Origin of the sequence: Serratia sp. CMO1, from assembly GCF_015689115.1 — a bacterium.
GTDB classification, from domain to species: domain Bacteria; phylum Pseudomonadota; class Gammaproteobacteria; order Enterobacterales; family Enterobacteriaceae; genus Serratia; species Serratia marcescens.
Window position 1 is genome coordinate 1829252 of sequence record NZ_CP065032.1, and the last position, 15121, is coordinate 1844372.

Annotated in this window: 15 protein-coding genes; 8 read left to right on the forward strand and 7 right to left on the reverse strand. The window is 60.4% G+C overall.

The genetic code is table 11. The features are described from left to right. Positions 1 to 231: 231 nt before the first annotated feature. The 3 genes from mdoG (at position 232) to IT763_RS08660 (ending at position 4760) form a co-directional block, all read left to right on the forward strand. Positions 232 to 1800, forward strand: coding sequence for a glucans biosynthesis protein MdoG (gene mdoG / locus IT763_RS08650; RefSeq protein WP_025302384.1), 1569 nt, complete (start codon positions 232 to 234; stop codon positions 1798 to 1800). Beyond that, a complete protein-coding gene (mdoH, locus tag IT763_RS08655; protein ID WP_206195341.1) occupies positions 1793 to 4351 on the forward strand; it encodes a glucans biosynthesis glucosyltransferase MdoH in 2559 nt (852 codons plus the stop codon). Before mdoG ends, mdoH begins: the two co-directional genes overlap by 8 nt. A 211-nt stretch (positions 4352 to 4562) precedes the next feature. Beyond that, the gene (locus tag IT763_RS08660; protein WP_016928222.1) at positions 4563 to 4760 is read left to right on the forward strand and encodes a YceK/YidQ family lipoprotein; all 198 of its coding nucleotides are present in this window, start codon (positions 4563 to 4565) and stop codon (positions 4758 to 4760) included. 6 nt (positions 4761 to 4766) lie between these two features. Here the strand turns inward: IT763_RS08660 and IT763_RS08665 are convergent, their stop codons facing one another. Beyond that, on the reverse strand, positions 4767 to 5312 hold the full coding sequence (locus tag IT763_RS08665) for a GNAT family N-acetyltransferase (RefSeq protein ID WP_206195342.1): 546 nt from the start codon (positions 5310 to 5312) through the stop codon (positions 4767 to 4769). A gap of 33 nt (positions 5313 to 5345) precedes the next feature. Then, positions 5346 to 5723, reverse strand: a complete 378-nt coding sequence (locus tag IT763_RS08670) for a MysB family protein (protein ID WP_004927872.1) — start codon at positions 5721 to 5723, stop codon at positions 5346 to 5348. A 208-nt stretch (positions 5724 to 5931) separates the two neighbouring features. Here IT763_RS08670 and leuA point away from each other — a divergent pair, with 208 nt between their 5' ends. Beyond that, positions 5932 to 7620: a 2-isopropylmalate synthase gene (gene leuA / locus IT763_RS08675; RefSeq protein WP_206195344.1), complete on the forward strand. Its 1689-nt coding sequence runs from the start codon at positions 5932 to 5934 to the stop codon at positions 7618 to 7620. On the opposite strand, the gene IT763_RS08680 is transcribed toward leuA, so the two are convergent. Continuing rightward, positions 7571 to 8371 (reverse strand): helix-turn-helix transcriptional regulator, encoded by an 801-nt coding sequence (locus tag IT763_RS08680; RefSeq protein ID WP_016928219.1) that lies wholly within the window; start codon positions 8369 to 8371, stop codon positions 7571 to 7573. The two genes, leuA and IT763_RS08680, sit on opposite strands and share 50 nt — an antisense overlap. 135 nt (positions 8372 to 8506) lie before the next feature. On the opposite strand from IT763_RS08680, the gene IT763_RS08685 reads away from it, so the two are divergent. From IT763_RS08685 to IT763_RS08700, 4 genes are read left to right on the forward strand one after another with little or no spacing between them, the layout of a single operon-like run. Next, complete coding sequence (locus IT763_RS08685) at positions 8507 to 8824, forward strand: helix-turn-helix transcriptional regulator (protein ID WP_016928218.1); 318 nt, start codon at positions 8507 to 8509, stop codon at positions 8822 to 8824. Then, positions 8814 to 9248 carry a YeeE/YedE family protein gene (locus IT763_RS08690; protein WP_049300563.1) on the forward strand — a complete coding sequence of 145 codons (435 nt, stop codon included), beginning with the start codon at positions 8814 to 8816 and terminating at the stop codon, positions 9246 to 9248. Before IT763_RS08685 ends, IT763_RS08690 begins: the two co-directional genes overlap by 11 nt. A gap of 2 nt (positions 9249 to 9250) precedes the next feature. Continuing rightward, positions 9251 to 9679 carry a DUF6691 family protein gene (locus tag IT763_RS08695; protein WP_206195346.1) on the forward strand — a complete coding sequence of 143 codons (429 nt, stop codon included), beginning with the start codon at positions 9251 to 9253 and terminating at the stop codon, positions 9677 to 9679. Next, on the forward strand, positions 9670 to 10068 hold the full coding sequence (locus IT763_RS08700) for a VOC family protein (protein WP_206195347.1): 399 nt from the start codon (positions 9670 to 9672) through the stop codon (positions 10066 to 10068). Before IT763_RS08695 ends, IT763_RS08700 begins: the two co-directional genes overlap by 10 nt. A 49-nt stretch (positions 10069 to 10117) precedes the next feature. Here the strand turns inward: IT763_RS08700 and IT763_RS08705 are convergent, their stop codons facing one another. The 4 genes from IT763_RS08705 to IT763_RS08720 form a co-directional block, all read right to left on the reverse strand. Continuing rightward, positions 10118 to 11671 (reverse strand): peptide MFS transporter, encoded by a 1554-nt coding sequence (locus IT763_RS08705; RefSeq protein ID WP_206195348.1) that lies wholly within the window; start codon positions 11669 to 11671, stop codon positions 10118 to 10120. A 475-nt stretch (positions 11672 to 12146) separates the two neighbouring features. Beyond that, positions 12147 to 13385 (reverse strand): multidrug efflux MFS transporter MdtG, encoded by a 1239-nt coding sequence (gene mdtG / locus IT763_RS08710; protein WP_049300566.1) that lies wholly within the window; start codon positions 13383 to 13385, stop codon positions 12147 to 12149. A 201-nt stretch (positions 13386 to 13586) separates the two neighbouring features. Further along, positions 13587 to 13871, reverse strand: coding sequence for a YciI family protein (locus IT763_RS08715; RefSeq protein WP_016928212.1), 285 nt, complete (start codon positions 13869 to 13871; stop codon positions 13587 to 13589). 102 nt (positions 13872 to 13973) lie between these two features. Beyond that, positions 13974 to 14894 carry a Kdo(2)-lipid IV(A) acyltransferase gene (locus IT763_RS08720; RefSeq protein WP_015377426.1) on the reverse strand — a complete coding sequence of 307 codons (921 nt, stop codon included), beginning with the start codon at positions 14892 to 14894 and terminating at the stop codon, positions 13974 to 13976. Positions 14895 to 15121: the final 227 nt, after the last annotated feature.

Genomic DNA, 15121 nt, shown 5'->3' on the forward strand with positions numbered 1-15121 from the left:
TTCATTAACACGCTTAATAAGTCGTCAAACGTTAAATTGTTATCCGGAACCCTACTATAGCCCCCCGCATTTTTCCATAGCGTCTTGTTGCGCGGCTTGCTACGCTGGTGTTCCATCAGCTGCTTAAACAATGAGCCGTAAACATGAACCATCCATTTATCATGTTGTCGGAAAGCTGAGTAATCCATTAATATGGATTTAAATGATTTGAGCACACGAATAGGGGGGGATGTGCTAGTTAATATATTATCCGGACAACCACGCGCCGCGAGCGTTCGTTGGTTAGGTGCGACCGTATTGTTCACGCTGTTCAGTTCGCCGGCTTGGGCCTTTTCTATTGATGATGTCGCCAAGCAGGCGCAGGATCTGGCGGCGAAAGGTTTCGAAGCCCCGAAGAGCAACCTTCCTTCTCAGTTCCGCGAGATGAAGTTCGCAGACTATCAGCAGATTCAGTTCAATCACGATAAAGCCTATTGGAGCAAGCTGAAAACCCCTTTCAAGCTTGAGTTTTATCATCAGGGGATGTACTTCGACACGCCGGTGAAAATCAACGAAGTCACCTCCACCAGCGTAAAACAGATCAAGTACAGCCCGGATTACTTCAACTTCGGTTCGGTCAAACACGACCCTGAATCGGTGAAAAATCTCGGTTTTGCCGGCTTCAAGGTGCTCTACCCGATCAACAGCGCCGACAAAAACGATGAGATCATGAGCCTGCTGGGCGCGAGCTATTTCCGCGTGGTGGGTAAAGGGCAGGTTTACGGGCTTTCCGCTCGCGGCCTGGCTATCGATACCGCTTTGCCGTCCGGCGAAGAGTTCCCGCGTTTCCGCGAATTCTGGGTTGAGCGTCCGAAGCAGGGCGACAAGCACCTGGTGATCTATGCGCTGCTGGATTCCCCGCGCGCCACCGGCGCTTACCGTTTTACGGTGATCCCGGGCCGCGACACCACCGTGGACGTCGAGTCCAAAGTGTTCCTGCGCGACAAGGTGGGCAAACTGGGCCTGGCGCCGTTGACCAGCATGTACCTGTTCGGGCCGAACCAGCCGTCGCCGACGCTGAACTACCGCCCGGCTTTGCACGATTCCAACGGTCTGTCTATCCATGCCGGCAACGGCGAGTGGATCTGGCGTCCGCTGAACAATCCTAAACACCTGTCCGTCAGCACCTATACCGTCGAGAATCCGAAAGGCTTCGGTCTGCTGCAGCGCGGCCGCAACTTCAAAGAATATGAAGATCTGGACGATCGTTACGATCTGCGTCCGAGCGCCTGGATCGAACCGAAGGGCGACTGGGGCAAAGGCAAGGTCGAGCTGGTGGAGATCCCGACGGCGGATGAAACCAACGACAACATCGTCGCGTTCTGGACGCCGGATACCTTGCCGGAGGCCAAAAAGCCGCTGACGCTGAGCTACCGTTTGAACTTCACCCGCGATGAAGACAAACTGCATTCGCAAGATATCGCCTATGTGGCTCGTACCATGCGCTCGACCGGCGACGTGAAGCAGTCCAACCTGATTCGCGAGCCAGACGGCAGCGTGGCCTTCCTGGTCGACTTCGTTGGCCCGGTGCTGAAAGGGCTGGATGCCAATACTCCGGTCGCCTCTCAGATCAGCATCGGCGACAACGGTGAGATGGTAGAAAACAACGTCCGCTATAACCCAGTGACCAAAGGCTGGCGCCTGACGGTGCGTCTGAAAGTGAAAGACGACAAGAAGCCGGTAGAAATGCGTGCGGCACTGGTCAATGGCGATAAGACTCTGTCGGAAACCTGGAGCTATCAGCTACCTGCCAATGAATAAGCCTACTCAACCCGCCCAGGATTATCTTGCGGCGCTGCCTCTGACCGCCGAGCGGTCGGAGGCGCTCAACCCTCAAACGGCGGATGACGCTCAGGCACTGGAGGCGCTCCATCGGCAGATGGGCGCCGCTGACGCCAACGTCAATAGCCTGTCGGCGGATGACGTGGCGCTGGCCTCGGTCAAACCGCGTATCGAAAACGCCTGGCCGGATGCGGTCAGCGATGACGACTTCGACACCGACGCCGAAGGGCGCGCCATTCTGAAGGCGACGCCGCCGATCAAACGGACCACCATGTTCCCGGAAGCCTGGCGCACCAACCCGGTGGCGCGCTTCTGGGATTCTCTGCTGGGGCGTTCGCCGCACAATCGGCACGCCACCAAAGAGGAGGCCGAGGCTGAAAACCGCTGGCGTACCGTCGGCTCCATGCGCCGCTATGTGCTGCTGGTGCTGATGCTGGTGCAAACCGGCATCGCTACCTGGTATATGAAAACCATCTTGCCTTATCAGGGCTGGGCGCTGATCGATCCTATCGCCATGCTGGATCAGGATCTGATGCAGTCGGTGCTGCAGCTGCTGCCGTATGTGCTGCAAACCGGCATTCTGATCCTGTTCGCCGTGCTGTTCTGCTGGGTCTCGGCCGGTTTTTGGACCGCGCTGATGGGCTTCCTGCAGCTGCTGATCGGCAAGGACAAATACAGCATTTCCTCCACCATCAAGGGCGATGAGCCGATCAACCCGGCGCACCGCACTGCGCTGATCATGCCGATCTGCAACGAAGACGTCGAACGCGTGTTCGCCGGCCTGCGTGCGACCTATGAGTCCGTCGCCGCGACCGGACAGCTGGAACACTTCGATATCTACGTGCTGAGCGACAGCTACGATCCGGACATCTGCGTGGCCGAGCAAAAGGCGTGGATGGAGCTGTGCCGCGATGTCGATGGCCACGGCCGCATTTTCTATCGCCGCCGCCGTCGCCGCGTAAAACGCAAGAGCGGCAACATCGACGACTTCTGCCGTCGCTGGGGCGGTGAGTACAGCTACATGGTGATCCTGGATGCCGACAGCGTGATGAGCGGCGAATGCCTCACCGGGCTGGTGCGTCTGATGGAAGCCAACCCGAACGCCGGCATCATCCAGTCGGCGCCGAAGGCGTCCGGTATGGATACCCTGTATGCGCGCGTGCAGCAGTTCGCCACCCGCGTTTACGGGCCGTTGTTCACCGCCGGCCTGCATTTCTGGCAGCTGGGCGAGTCGCACTACTGGGGGCACAACGCTATCATCCGCGTGAAGCCGTTTATCGAACACTGTGCGCTGGCGCCGCTGCCGGGCGAGGGCTCTTTCGCCGGGTCTATCCTGTCGCACGACTTCGTTGAAGCGGCGCTGATGCGCCGCGCCGGCTGGGGCGTGTGGATCGCTTACGATCTGCCGGGCAGTTATGAAGAGCTGCCGCCAAACCTGCTGGACGAGCTGAAGCGCGACCGTCGCTGGTGTCACGGCAACCTGATGAACTTCCGCCTGTTCCTGGTGAAAGGCATGCACCCGGTGCACCGCGCGGTGTTCCTGACCGGTGTCATGTCCTACCTGTCGGCGCCGCTGTGGTTTATGTTCCTGGCGCTCTCCACCGCATTGCAGGTGGTGCATACGCTGATGGAGCCGCAATACTTCCTGCAGCCACGGCAGCTGTTCCCGGTCTGGCCGCAGTGGCGGCCCGAACTGGCGATAGCGCTGTTCTCCACCACGCTGGTGCTGCTGTTCCTGCCGAAGTTGCTCAGTATTGTGCTGATCTGGGCCAAGGGCGCGAAAGAGTACGGCGGGGCGTTCCGTCTGTTCATTTCGATGCTGATGGAAATGCTGTTCTCGGTGCTGCTGGCGCCGGTGCGCATGCTGTTCCATACCGTATTCGTGGTGAGCGCCTTCCTCGGTTGGGAAGTGGTGTGGAATTCGCCGCAGCGTGACGATGACGATACGCCGTGGGGCGAAGCGTTCCGCCGCCATGGCTCGCAGATGTTGCTGGGCCTGGTGTGGGCCGGCGGCATGGCGTGGCTGGATCTGCGCTTCATGTGGTGGTTGGCGCCGATCGTGTTTTCGCTGATCCTGTCGCCGTTCGTGTCGGTGCTGTCGAGCCGCGCAACGCTGGGCATGAAAAGCAAACGCGCCAAGCTGTTCCTGATCCCGGAAGAGTACAATCCGCCGCGTGAGCTGTTGGCGACGGAAGAATATCTGCATCTCAATCGTAACCGCGCGCTGACCAACGGCTTTATGCATGCGGTGGTCAACCCATCCTTCAACGCGCTGGCGACGGCGTTGGCGACGGCGCGTCACCATCTGCGCGCGACGCTCGATCGCAACCGTGAGGAGCGGGTGAACGAAGCGCTGCAGTTGGGACCTGAGAAGCTGGTGAAGGGCAAACGTCTGGAGCTGCTGAGCGATCCGGTCACGCTGGCTCGTTTGCATCAGCGCGTCTGGCTGTTGCCGGAAGGCGCCGCCTGGCGTGAGCACTATCAGCAGTTGCCGCACAACCCGCTGGCGCACCCTACGGGCCGGCGTTAATCGCTTAACGGCAACGCTCAGACGGGGAATGCGCATGGCGCATTCCCCGTTTTTTTTACCTTTTGCTTACGTGCGCCGACGCCGGTGGAGAACGGGACCTGTGATAGACTGCGGCCGATGCGTTGTTCACTCGCGAAACAACCCCTTGCTCAGAGTCAATGTCGTGAAGCTCTCTTCCTACCTTCGGCTGGCCTGCGTGGCGGCCGGTGTGATGGCACTCACCGGCTGCGGCAGCATTATCAGCCGTACCGTGCCCGGCGCCGGGCATGGTCACCAGTATTATCCCGGCGTGCAGTGGGATCTGCGCGATACGCCCTGGCGCTATGTCACGGTGATAGACGTGCCGCTGTCGATGGTGGTGGACACCTTTATGCTGCCGTTTGATGCGCAGCATGGCCCCTACGAGTAATTTCGTTCAGCGGGTGGCGAACACCACCATCTGATAGCCTTTCTGCCCGCAATGGAAAGGCGCCAGCGCCGTCATCCCCAGCCCTTGCACGTGAGCGGCCAACGAATGCGGATTGTCGTCGTCGATAAACAACGCGCCCACGTCGTAATCATCGCGGGTGTGCGCTTTGACCGCGGCGTAGAGGCGCTTCAGCACGCCTTTGCCGCGCCAGGCGGCGGCGAGGCAAACGGGGCCGTAGAGAAACACCCGTTGCTCACTCAGCGGCCGTCCGGCGAAGGATTGCGTGGCGAGCGTCGCCAGCATCGCATCCACCACCGGCGGCCGCGGTTGCGCGTCGGCGGGCATCAGGCAAACAAACCCCGCCAGTTGGTTCTCCTGTTCGGCCACCCATATGCCGATGCCGCGGTTGATCGTCGCCAGCTGCGCCTCATTCATGCGCGATACGATAAATCCCTGCCGTTTTTGGCTCTCGTCGAGCGCTTCCGGCACGTTTTCCCCCTGTAGCTGCAAAATGGCGGGGTAGTCGGTAGGGCGGGCCCGGCGAATAATCATGCGGCCTCCTTGGCGATGAAAGCGCGGCGCGGGTTAACGTTCATCCCACTCATCGGCTGCGGCCTGGCCTTCTTCGGTATCCAGCGGCGGTTCGAGCTGAAAGTCGCCTTCTTCCCATTCGTACAGGGTGTTTTCATCTATCCACTCGGCGGTAATTTCCACCTCGTCGTAGTCACCGTCGAAGATCGCCTGTGCCGCCGCACCGCTGCGCAGCGTCAGGCATTCCACCGCCTCTCCTTCTTCTTCGAAGAACTCCGCCTGCCACATCGTGTCCCCATCCTGCATCACGTACTTTTGCAGATTGAACTGCTGGGGCACCGGCGGCTCGTCACCGCTGCCGCCTTCGGCGGTGTCGATAAACTCTTCGCGTGCGGCCTCGATGGCTTCTTCCAGGGTTGCATACAGGCTCATGTTCGCCTCCGTTGACAATGAGAGTAAAGCGTCCGGCGCACTGCCGGTGCGGTGGGGGAAACGTCAAAACTAATTGTTGTCTCACTGGCGCAGGATGCAAATTTTTTTGTTGTCCGCTTTGCGACGATGGTTGTCCGCAAAGCGGGAGAAGAGGAGGCGATGGCGGGAAATAATGACGCATCGTTCACTCTGGCGTCAGGAGAAGCCCATGTTAATCGACCCTTCAAGCAAATACCGACCGTTCCCGCCGGTGGCGTTGCCGGACCGCCAATGGCCTGCGCGTACGCTGAGGCAGGCGCCGCGCTGGTGCTCCAGCGATCTGCGCGACGGCAACCAGGCGCTGGCGGAGCCGATGGATAACGCGCGCAAGCGCGAATTCTATCAATTGTTGTTGCAGTGCGGTTTCAAGGAGATCGAGGTGGCTTTCCCTTCGGCGTCGCAAACGGATTTCGACTTTGTACGCGCGCTGATCGACGAGCGGCTGATCCCGGACGACGTCACGATCCAGGTGCTGACGCAGTCGCGCGACGATCTGATCGATCGCACCTTCGAGGCGCTGCAGGGGGCGCCGCGGGCTATCGTGCATCTGTATAACGCCACGGCGCCGATGTTTCGCGATATCGTGTTCCGCCAGGATAAGGCCGCCACCGTGGCGCTGGCGGTGAACGGCGCGCGGCGCATCCGCCGGCAGTGCGAGGCACAGCCCGATACCGCCTGGTGCTTCGAGTATTCGCCGGAAACCTTCTGTTTTACTGAGTTAGAGTTCGCGCTGGAGATCTGCGAAGCGGTGGCGGAGGTTTGGCAGCCGGGGCCGCAGCGGCCGATGATCATCAACCTGCCGGCGACGGTGGAAGTGAGCACGCCCAACGTGTATGCCGATCAGATCGAATGGTTTTGCCGGCACTTCAGCCGTCGCGCCGATGTGGCGATCAGCGTGCATCCGCATAACGATCGCGGCACCGGCGTGGCCTGTGCGGAGCTGGCCTTGCTGGCCGGCGCCGATCGGGTCGAAGGCTGCCTGTTCGGCAACGGAGAGCGCACCGGCAACGTCGATCTGGTCACGCTGGCGTTGAATCTCTATACCCAGGGCGTAGCGCCGGGTCTGGACTTCAGCCGCCTGAAGCAGGTGGTGGAGGTGGTGGAGCAGTGCAATCAGCTGCCGGTGCATCCTCGCCATCCTTATGCCGGCGAGTTGGTGTTTACCGCCTTTTCCGGTTCGCATCAGGATGCGATCAAGAAAGGTTTCGCCGCGCAACGGCGGCGGCAAGATGGCCGCTGGCAGGTGCCATACCTGCCGCTCGATCCCGCCGATGTCGGTTGCAGCTATGAAGCGGTGATCCGGGTCAACAGCCAGTCCGGCAAAAGCGGCGCCGCCTGGTTGTTGGAACAGAATCATGGGTTGGCGTTGCCGCGCGGTTTGCAGATTGATTTCAGCCAAGTGGTGCAGCGCGCGACCGACGGCAGCGGCAAAGAAATGAGCGGCGCGCAGCTGTGGCGTTTATTCCGCGATACTTACGGGCTGGTGGAGCAGCCGCGTTTGCAGCTGTTAAGCTACCAAACGGAAAGCCATGGGGTAGAGGCCTACAGCTTCAACGCGCGAGTTGCCTGCGAGGGAGAGCCACTGCGCCTGCAGGGGGCCGGCAACGGTCTGCTTTCCAGCGCGGTGGATGCGCTGCGTCAGCGCTTCGGCTTGTCGCTGGCGATCGAGGATTATCACGAGCATACGTTGGGACATCAGAGCGATAGCCGAGCGGTGGCCTATATTCGCTGTACGCTGCCGCAAGGTGAGGCGACTTACGGCGTTGGCATCGACGCCGACTCCGCCAGCGCCTCGCTGCAGGCGCTGTTCAACGTCGCCGGGCGCTATCTGGCGCCAACGTCGGTGCAGTCCGGCTGAAATAGTCGCTGGGCGCTACTCCCAGCAGCCGGCGGAACATGGCGCTGAACGCGCTGGGGCTGTCATAGCCGAGATCCAGCGCCACTTCCAACACCGAGCGGCCGGTCGCCAGCGCGTTTAATGCCGCCAGCAAACGGGCGCGTCGCACCCAATCGCTAAAATGCAGCCCGGTTTCTCGCTGGAAGCGCCGCGACAGAGTGCGTCCGCTGACGCTGAGATGAGCGGCAGCCTGTTCCAGCGTCCAGGGTTGCGCCAGCGTGGCCTGGATATGGCGGCACAGGGCGAGCAGCGAGGCTTCGCGAGGTTCCGGCAGGTGCAGCGGCAGAATCGGCAGCATTCGCAACTCATCCAGAATCAGTTCCATCACGCGCTCATCGCGCCCGCCGCTTGGATAGCCGGGCGCAATTTCCATCGCACAGATAATCAACTCGCGCAGCAGCGGGGAAACCTGCACTACCTGGCATTGGGCCGGCAGATCGGCGCGCGCCAACGGATCGACGAACAACGTCCTGGCGGCCACCTGGCCGGTGATACGCAGGCTGTGCACCACTTTCGCCGGCACCCAGACGCCGCGGCCGGGCGGCACCACCCAACTGCCGAGCCGGGTCGTGACCTGCACCACGCCGCTCAGGCTGTGAATCAGCTGCGCGCAGTTATGGTAGTGGTCCGGCTCGCTGTCGCCGTGGCGATAATCTCTGGCTAATGGCCGTACAGGCCGATCGGGCGGCAGAACGTCGTGAAACAACAGCATCGTAAGCAGGCTCCGCGCGGCAAAAGGGGGAAGACAGCATGCCATGCGGCGTTGTTTCACACCAGTCTGTGGCGCGGCACGGCAAAATGGTTTATAAAATTATATTATATAATTTTATAAACTGATGGAGGGGCAATGGATATTGATGCGATGCGCAAGGCGGCGGCGCAGGCCGGTGCGATGCTGCGTACCTTGGGCAACGAAGATCGGCTGCTGTTACTGTGCAGGCTCAGTCAGGGCGAGATGGCGGTGAGCGAGCTGGCGCAGGCGCTGGATATCCGCCAGCCGACGCTGTCCCAACAGCTTGGCGTGCTGCGCGAGGAGGGGTTGGTCTCCACCCGGCGAGCCGGCAAGCAGATTTACTATGCGGTGGCCGATGCCAAAGCGCTGGCGCTGCTCACGACCCTGTATCAACTGTATTGCCCACAGCCGGAGAACCGCGATGACCATTGACTGGCAGCACTTCACGCCGTATTCCGCGTTGGCGGGCGGGGCCATTATCGGCGGCGCGGTAGCGCTGCTGCTGCTGTTCAATGGCCGGATCGCCGGTATCAGCGGCATTACCGGCGGTTTATTGAGCGTGGGCGGCCGGGAGGGGGGCTGGCGCGCCGCATTTATTGGCGGGTTGCTGCTCTCTCCCTGGCTGTATGCTGCCGCTGCGGCGTTGCCGCCCGGTGAGATCTCGGTTGGCAACGGCTGGCTGGCGGCCGCAGGGCTGTTGGTGGGCTTGGGTACTCGATTGGGCAGCGGTTGCACCAGCGGGCACGGCGTGTGCGGCGTCGCGCGGTTGGCGCCGCGTTCACTGGCCGCCACGGCGTTGTTTATGCTGCTGGGCTTTATGACCGTGTGGCTGATGCGCCACACGTTGGGGGGGTGAAAATGCTTAAAACGCTGTTGGCGCTGCTGAGCGGCGTGATTTTCGGTCTGGGGTTAATTATTGCCGGCATGGCCAATCCGGCCAAGGTGTTGGCGTTTCTCGACGTTACCGGCATGTGGGATCCCTCGTTGGCGCTGGTGATGGCTGGGGCGATCGCGGTGGCGGCGCCGGCCTTCCTGTGGGCGCGGCGACGCGAACGGAGCCTGTTGGGGGAAACGTTGCAGATCCCGGCCGCCGGGTGTGTGGATCGCCGTTTGCTGGCCGGCAGCGCGCTGTTCGGCATCGGCTGGGGTATCGCAGGCATTTGCCCCGGCCCGGCCTGGGTGTTGGCCGGGGTGGCGATAGGCCGGGTATGGCCGTTCCTGCTGGCGATGCTGGCGGGCATGGCGCTGTATGACATTATCATGAGGCGGAGGCGTACATGTCGATAGCCAAAGCGGTGTTGCGCATCGCGCGCCCGACCGATCGGTTGCAGGAAATTGCCGCGTTGTATTGCCGCGGGCTGGGTTTCGAAAAGCTGGGCGAGTTTGTCGATCATCAGGGGTTCGACGGCATAATGATCGGGCATCCGCAGCATGCCTACCATCTGGAGTTCACGCAGCACCGCGGGGTGCGGGTCGGGCAGGCGCCGACGCAGGATCATCTGCTGGTATTTTATCTGCCGGATGAGAACGCATGGCGGGCCGCGTGTGAGCGGATGCGGGCGACGGGGTTCTTGGCGGTCGCCGCCTATAATCCTTATTGGGATCGGGCGGGGCAAACCTTTGAAGATCCCGATGGCTACCGGGTGGTATTGCAGCATCAGGCCTGGCAAGCATAAAAAAACCGGCGCATCGAGCGCCGGTTTGCGAGATAAAACGGGCTATCCGTCAGGCGTTAGTCGCCGGTTTTTGCGCGTTCTTGGACTGGGTATTTTCCAGCATGCGGCGAATCGGCACGATCAGCACGATAAGCACGGCGGCGCAAATCAGCAACGCGACTGAGCAGCGGGCGAACAGATCCGGCAGCATATCCAGTTGGTCGGCCTTGACGTGACCGCCGATCAGACCGGCCGCCAGGTTGCCCAGCGCACTGGCGCAGAACCACAGTCCCATCATCTGACCGCGCATTCTCTCCGGCGCCAGCAGCGTCATGGTGGCCAGCCCGATCGGGCTCAGGCACAGCTCACCCAGCGTCAGCATCAGGATACTGCCCACCAGCCACATCGGCGATACGCCGGTGCCGCCGTTGCTCAGCACATTCTGCGCGGCCAACATCATCAGGCCGAAACCGCCGGCGGCGAACAGGATACCGATCACGAACTTGGTGATGCTGCTCGGACGCACGTTATTGCGTGCCAGCGCAGGCCAGGCCCAGCTGAACACCGGCGCCAGCAGGATGATGAACAGGGCGTTGATCGACTGGAACCACACCGCCGGGATCTCGAAGCCGCCAATCATGCGATTGGTGTAATCGTTGGCGAACAGGTTGAACGAGGTCGGTTTTTGCTCAAACGCCGACCAGAAGAACGCAGCGGAGATCAGCAGGATGAAGCACACCAGCAGGCGTGCGCGCTCTTTGCGGCTCAGGCCGGCAAAGGCGAACAGATAGATGAAGTACAGGGTGACCGACGCAGCGATCACGTACACCAGCATGCTGGCCACTTCGACCGGATTGATGACGATGGTGCCCTGAGCGATCAGCACGATGACCGCCACCAGGATGACCGCCAGCGCCAGCAACCAGGCGCCGACGCCTTTTTTCTTCGCTACCGGGCTGTTCCAGGTGGAGTCCAGGCCCACTTCGCGGTCATAGCGTTTCATCGCCGGGACGGCGAACACCCGGAAGATCACCAGCGCCACCAGCATCCCGATACCGCCGATGCCGAAGCCCCAGTGCCAACCGTGTGACTTGATCAGCCAACCGGAGATCAGCGGGGCAATGAACGAGCCGATGTTGATGCCCATGTAGAACAGCGAGAAACCGCCGTCACGACGCGCATCGCCTTTTTTGTACAGCGTACCGACCATCACCGAGATACAGGTTTTGAACAGGCCGGAACCGAGCACGATGAACATCAGGCCGATGAAGAACAGATTGGTGCCCATCACCGCGGACAGGGCGATCGACAGGTGGCCGAGCGCGATCAGGATCGAACCGTACCAGACGGCCTTGCGTTGGCCGAGCCAGTTGTCCGCCAGCCAGCCGCCCGGCAGTGCCGCCAGGTACATGCTGCCGGCGAAGATGCCGACGATCGCCGACGCGTTCTCGCGCGCGAGACCCAGACCGCCATCGTACACGGTGGCGGCCATAAACAGGATCAGCAGCGGACGGATGCCGTAGAACGAGAAACGCTCCCACATTTCGGTGAAGAACAGAGAACCCAGCGGATAGGGATGGCCGAAGAAGGTCCGGCTTTCTGACTTATTGACAGAGGATTGCATAACGATTTCCCAATAAAAGGCGCTGCAAGGCTGCAGCCCGTACTGTGGTATGTATGTGTATTTAATGAAGGCGATCCGCCCAATGCGGATTACCCGACAAACACCGCGGCTGCAACGCTGATAAACCGTGGAAAGCGTGCTGACCTTTTCTTCACTTGGCCGATGTTTCACATCTGGCGTGATATTATTTAACCATTTGATAACTGGTCGTTGGTTTTGTCTAGTACCTGTATCCCATTTTTTAGACGAAAAGTCGACAAGCATCTCCTTTTCTGGTTTTTCTGTTGGTTATGACAGGAATATGATTGACAGCGGGTTTTATGCGCTGAAAGTTAATTAATTGTTGATAAACAAAGCGTTGGAATAAGAATGTTCTGGATGGGGCGAAAATACGCCAGCCCGAAGGAGGCATTATTAAAAGTGGGGGAAATGCGCCATTGATCTGGCCAACGGAGGCAACTGGCGATAAATGCAGCTATTGCTCTTCCTGCAGCGTGTCTTCCCGCAAATAGCCCGGCCGCCGCCGCAGACACCACCAGGAATAACCGGCGTTGAACAGCACCACTAAAGCGGTGACGGCGAAGACCGCGCGAAAACCGTAGCCGGCGGAGACTGCGGCGCCGAGCAGCGGACCGCTGACGTTGCCGACGTCGCGGAACGATTGGTTGTAGCTGAAGATTCGGCCGGCTACCTGATTGGTGCAGTTGTAAATCAACAACGTCTGTACCGCCGGCAACAACGCGCCGTCGGCCGCCCCCAGCAGAAAACGCAGCACCCCGAGCTGCCACGGCGTTTGCACGAACGCCATCGGGATCAGCAATAGCACTGAGACGATCAGCATAAACACCAGTATGCGTTCCGGGCCGATGCGATCGCCCAGCTTGCCCAGCCGCGGGGCGCTCATCAATGCCGCGACGCCGGGCACCGAGGCGATCAGCCCGCTGATAAACGCCAAATTGTGGGTGGCGCCGGCCAAATCGCGCACATACAGCGTCAGGATCGGCGCGATCGAGCCGGTGGCGATCTGGATGATCATGGTGGTGACGAACAGGCTGAGCACCAGCTTCGGGTTTTTCAGCGAAGCGAACACCTGTTTTGCATGCAACATGTCGCGCTTTTGCACCGGGGTGAATTGTTCTTTGACATACAGCAATGTCAGCACGAAGCAGACGAACAGCACCGCGGCGGTGATATAAAACACCGGGCGCAGGCCGTATAAATCGGCCAGCAGCCCCCCGATCAGCGGGCCGACCAGCGCGCCGCCGACGCCGCCGGTAGACAGGGTGCCGAGCGCCCAGCCGCTGCGGTTGCGCGGCACCTGGGTGGCGATCAGCGCGTTGGCGTTGGGAATGAACCCGCCGAGCAGCCCCAGCACCGCACGCAGCGCGAGAAACTGCCAGACCGTTTGCGCCATGCCCATCAGCGCCATGACGATCGCCATACCGAGCGCCGAACGCAGCAGCATCAGTTTGCGGCCGCGTCGGTCGGCCAGGGCGCCCCAGAACGGCGCGGCGATAGCGGAAAACAGGAAGGTGATGCTGAACAGCAGACCGGACCACATGTTGAGCGCCTGATGGCCGGTTACGCCCAGCGTCTCTACGTACAGCGGCAGAAACGGCATCACCAGGCTGAAGGCGGCGCCGGTGAGAAAGCATCCCAGCCAGGCGACGAAAAGGTTGCGTTTCCAGTTAACGGGTTCTGCTGCCGAAGCCATAAATGTCCATTGCCGAAAGGTGACGCGTTTTGCCGGTGGCAAAGATGAAGGGGCAAAACGTGAAAAGTTAGCCTGGTAAGTATGCGCCGCAAGCGCGGCGACGGCAAATGAGGGGACAAAGATTGGGCGAAAAATGAAATAAAGTTTTAAAAATGACGTTTAAACCTTATTCCGCGCTTGGCGCGCGGAATTTACAGCGTTTTATAAGCCGGCCAGCGCCTCGAAACCGGCAGCGGTGGTGGTGGCGCTAAAGTCGGTGACCTCGTAGTGGGCCACGGCGTTGAACGGATCTTCGGCCAGGATGGCGTCCAGTTGCGCACGCTCAATGCCTTTGGCCAGGATCACGCCGCCGGTGCGGGGATTCTTGCGGCCGGAAGCGACGAAGGTGCCGTCCTGAAAATATTTCTTAAGCCAGGCGATGTGCCCGTCAAGGTGGCTGTCGACGTCGGCGATCGGGCGATGGTAGGTCAGGCTGACAATGTACATAGCGGCTCCAGGGGGTGGCGGCAAAGGCATTACCATCCCACCCTCGCCGGCGATTCTCAAGAGGCACGCAATAAAAAACCCGCCGGCGGCGGGTTGGTTTTATCAGTAAAGCGAAGGCTCGCCTTCCGGGCGGGTCTTGAAGCGGCGATGCAGCCACATGTATTGATCCGGCGCCATCAGGATCTCTTTTTCCACCACTTTGTTCATGAAGGCGGCGGCGTCGAGTTCATTATCCAGCGGGAAGTTTTCCACCGCCGGCTGCATGATCAGCTCATACCCTTTGCCGTCCGGCAGGCGGCGCGGGGTGAACGGAATGATCGCCGGTTTACCCATTCGCACCAGCACATAGCTGCCGGTGGTGGTGGCGGCTTTGTCCACTGCGAACAGCGGCACGAAAACGCTGCTGCGCGGGCCGTAGTCGTGATCCGGCGCATACCAGATGATATCGCCCTGTTTCAGGGCGCGGATCATGCCTTTGACGTCCTTGCGATCCAGCATCGACTTGTTGGAACGCATGCGCCCCCAGGTTTGCAGCCAGTCCATCAGCTTGTTGTCGTGCGGGCGGTAAACGCCGATGCCCGGGTTGTGAATGCCGAAGATGCGCGCGCCCAGCTCCAGCGTCAAAAAGTGCAGGCCAATCAGCAGCACGCCCTGCTGGTTGTCGCGCGCTTTTTGGATATGCTCCAGGCCGCTGACCTTGAACCAGCGCTCGATGCGCCAGTTGGGCCAGAACCACGCCATGCCGGTTTCAAACAGCCCCATGCCGACCGATTCGAAATTCTTTACCACCAGCGCATCGCGTTCGGCCTGCGGCATGTCGGGAAAACAGAGCTCGAGGTTGCGCTGGGCGATAGCGACGCGCCGCTTGAGAAAGCGCATGGAAAATCGCCCAATCGAGGTGCCGAGCCAGTAGATGACGGGGTAAGGCAGCAACACCAGCAGATACAGCAAGCCGATGCCGACCCAGGTCAGCCAGTAGCGCGGGTGCAATAAGGAGCGATTGAAAGTAGGAACTTGAGTCATGGGTTCTCTGTTTGAATACGGTTGTTTAAGTGTAATGACAGCGTCATCGCACGGTCTGGCAGCCGGGTGAACTCGGCGGCAAGGTTCGTTTCTGCCGTTTGTTTGCGACTATTGTGGCATTTTTCTGGCGATCCGGGAAAACACAACGCATTAAAATCCCTTTTTGAGCGTTAAATATGCATTGAATGCCGAATTTTTCCACAATCTTTCCTGCCAAAGATAATGGC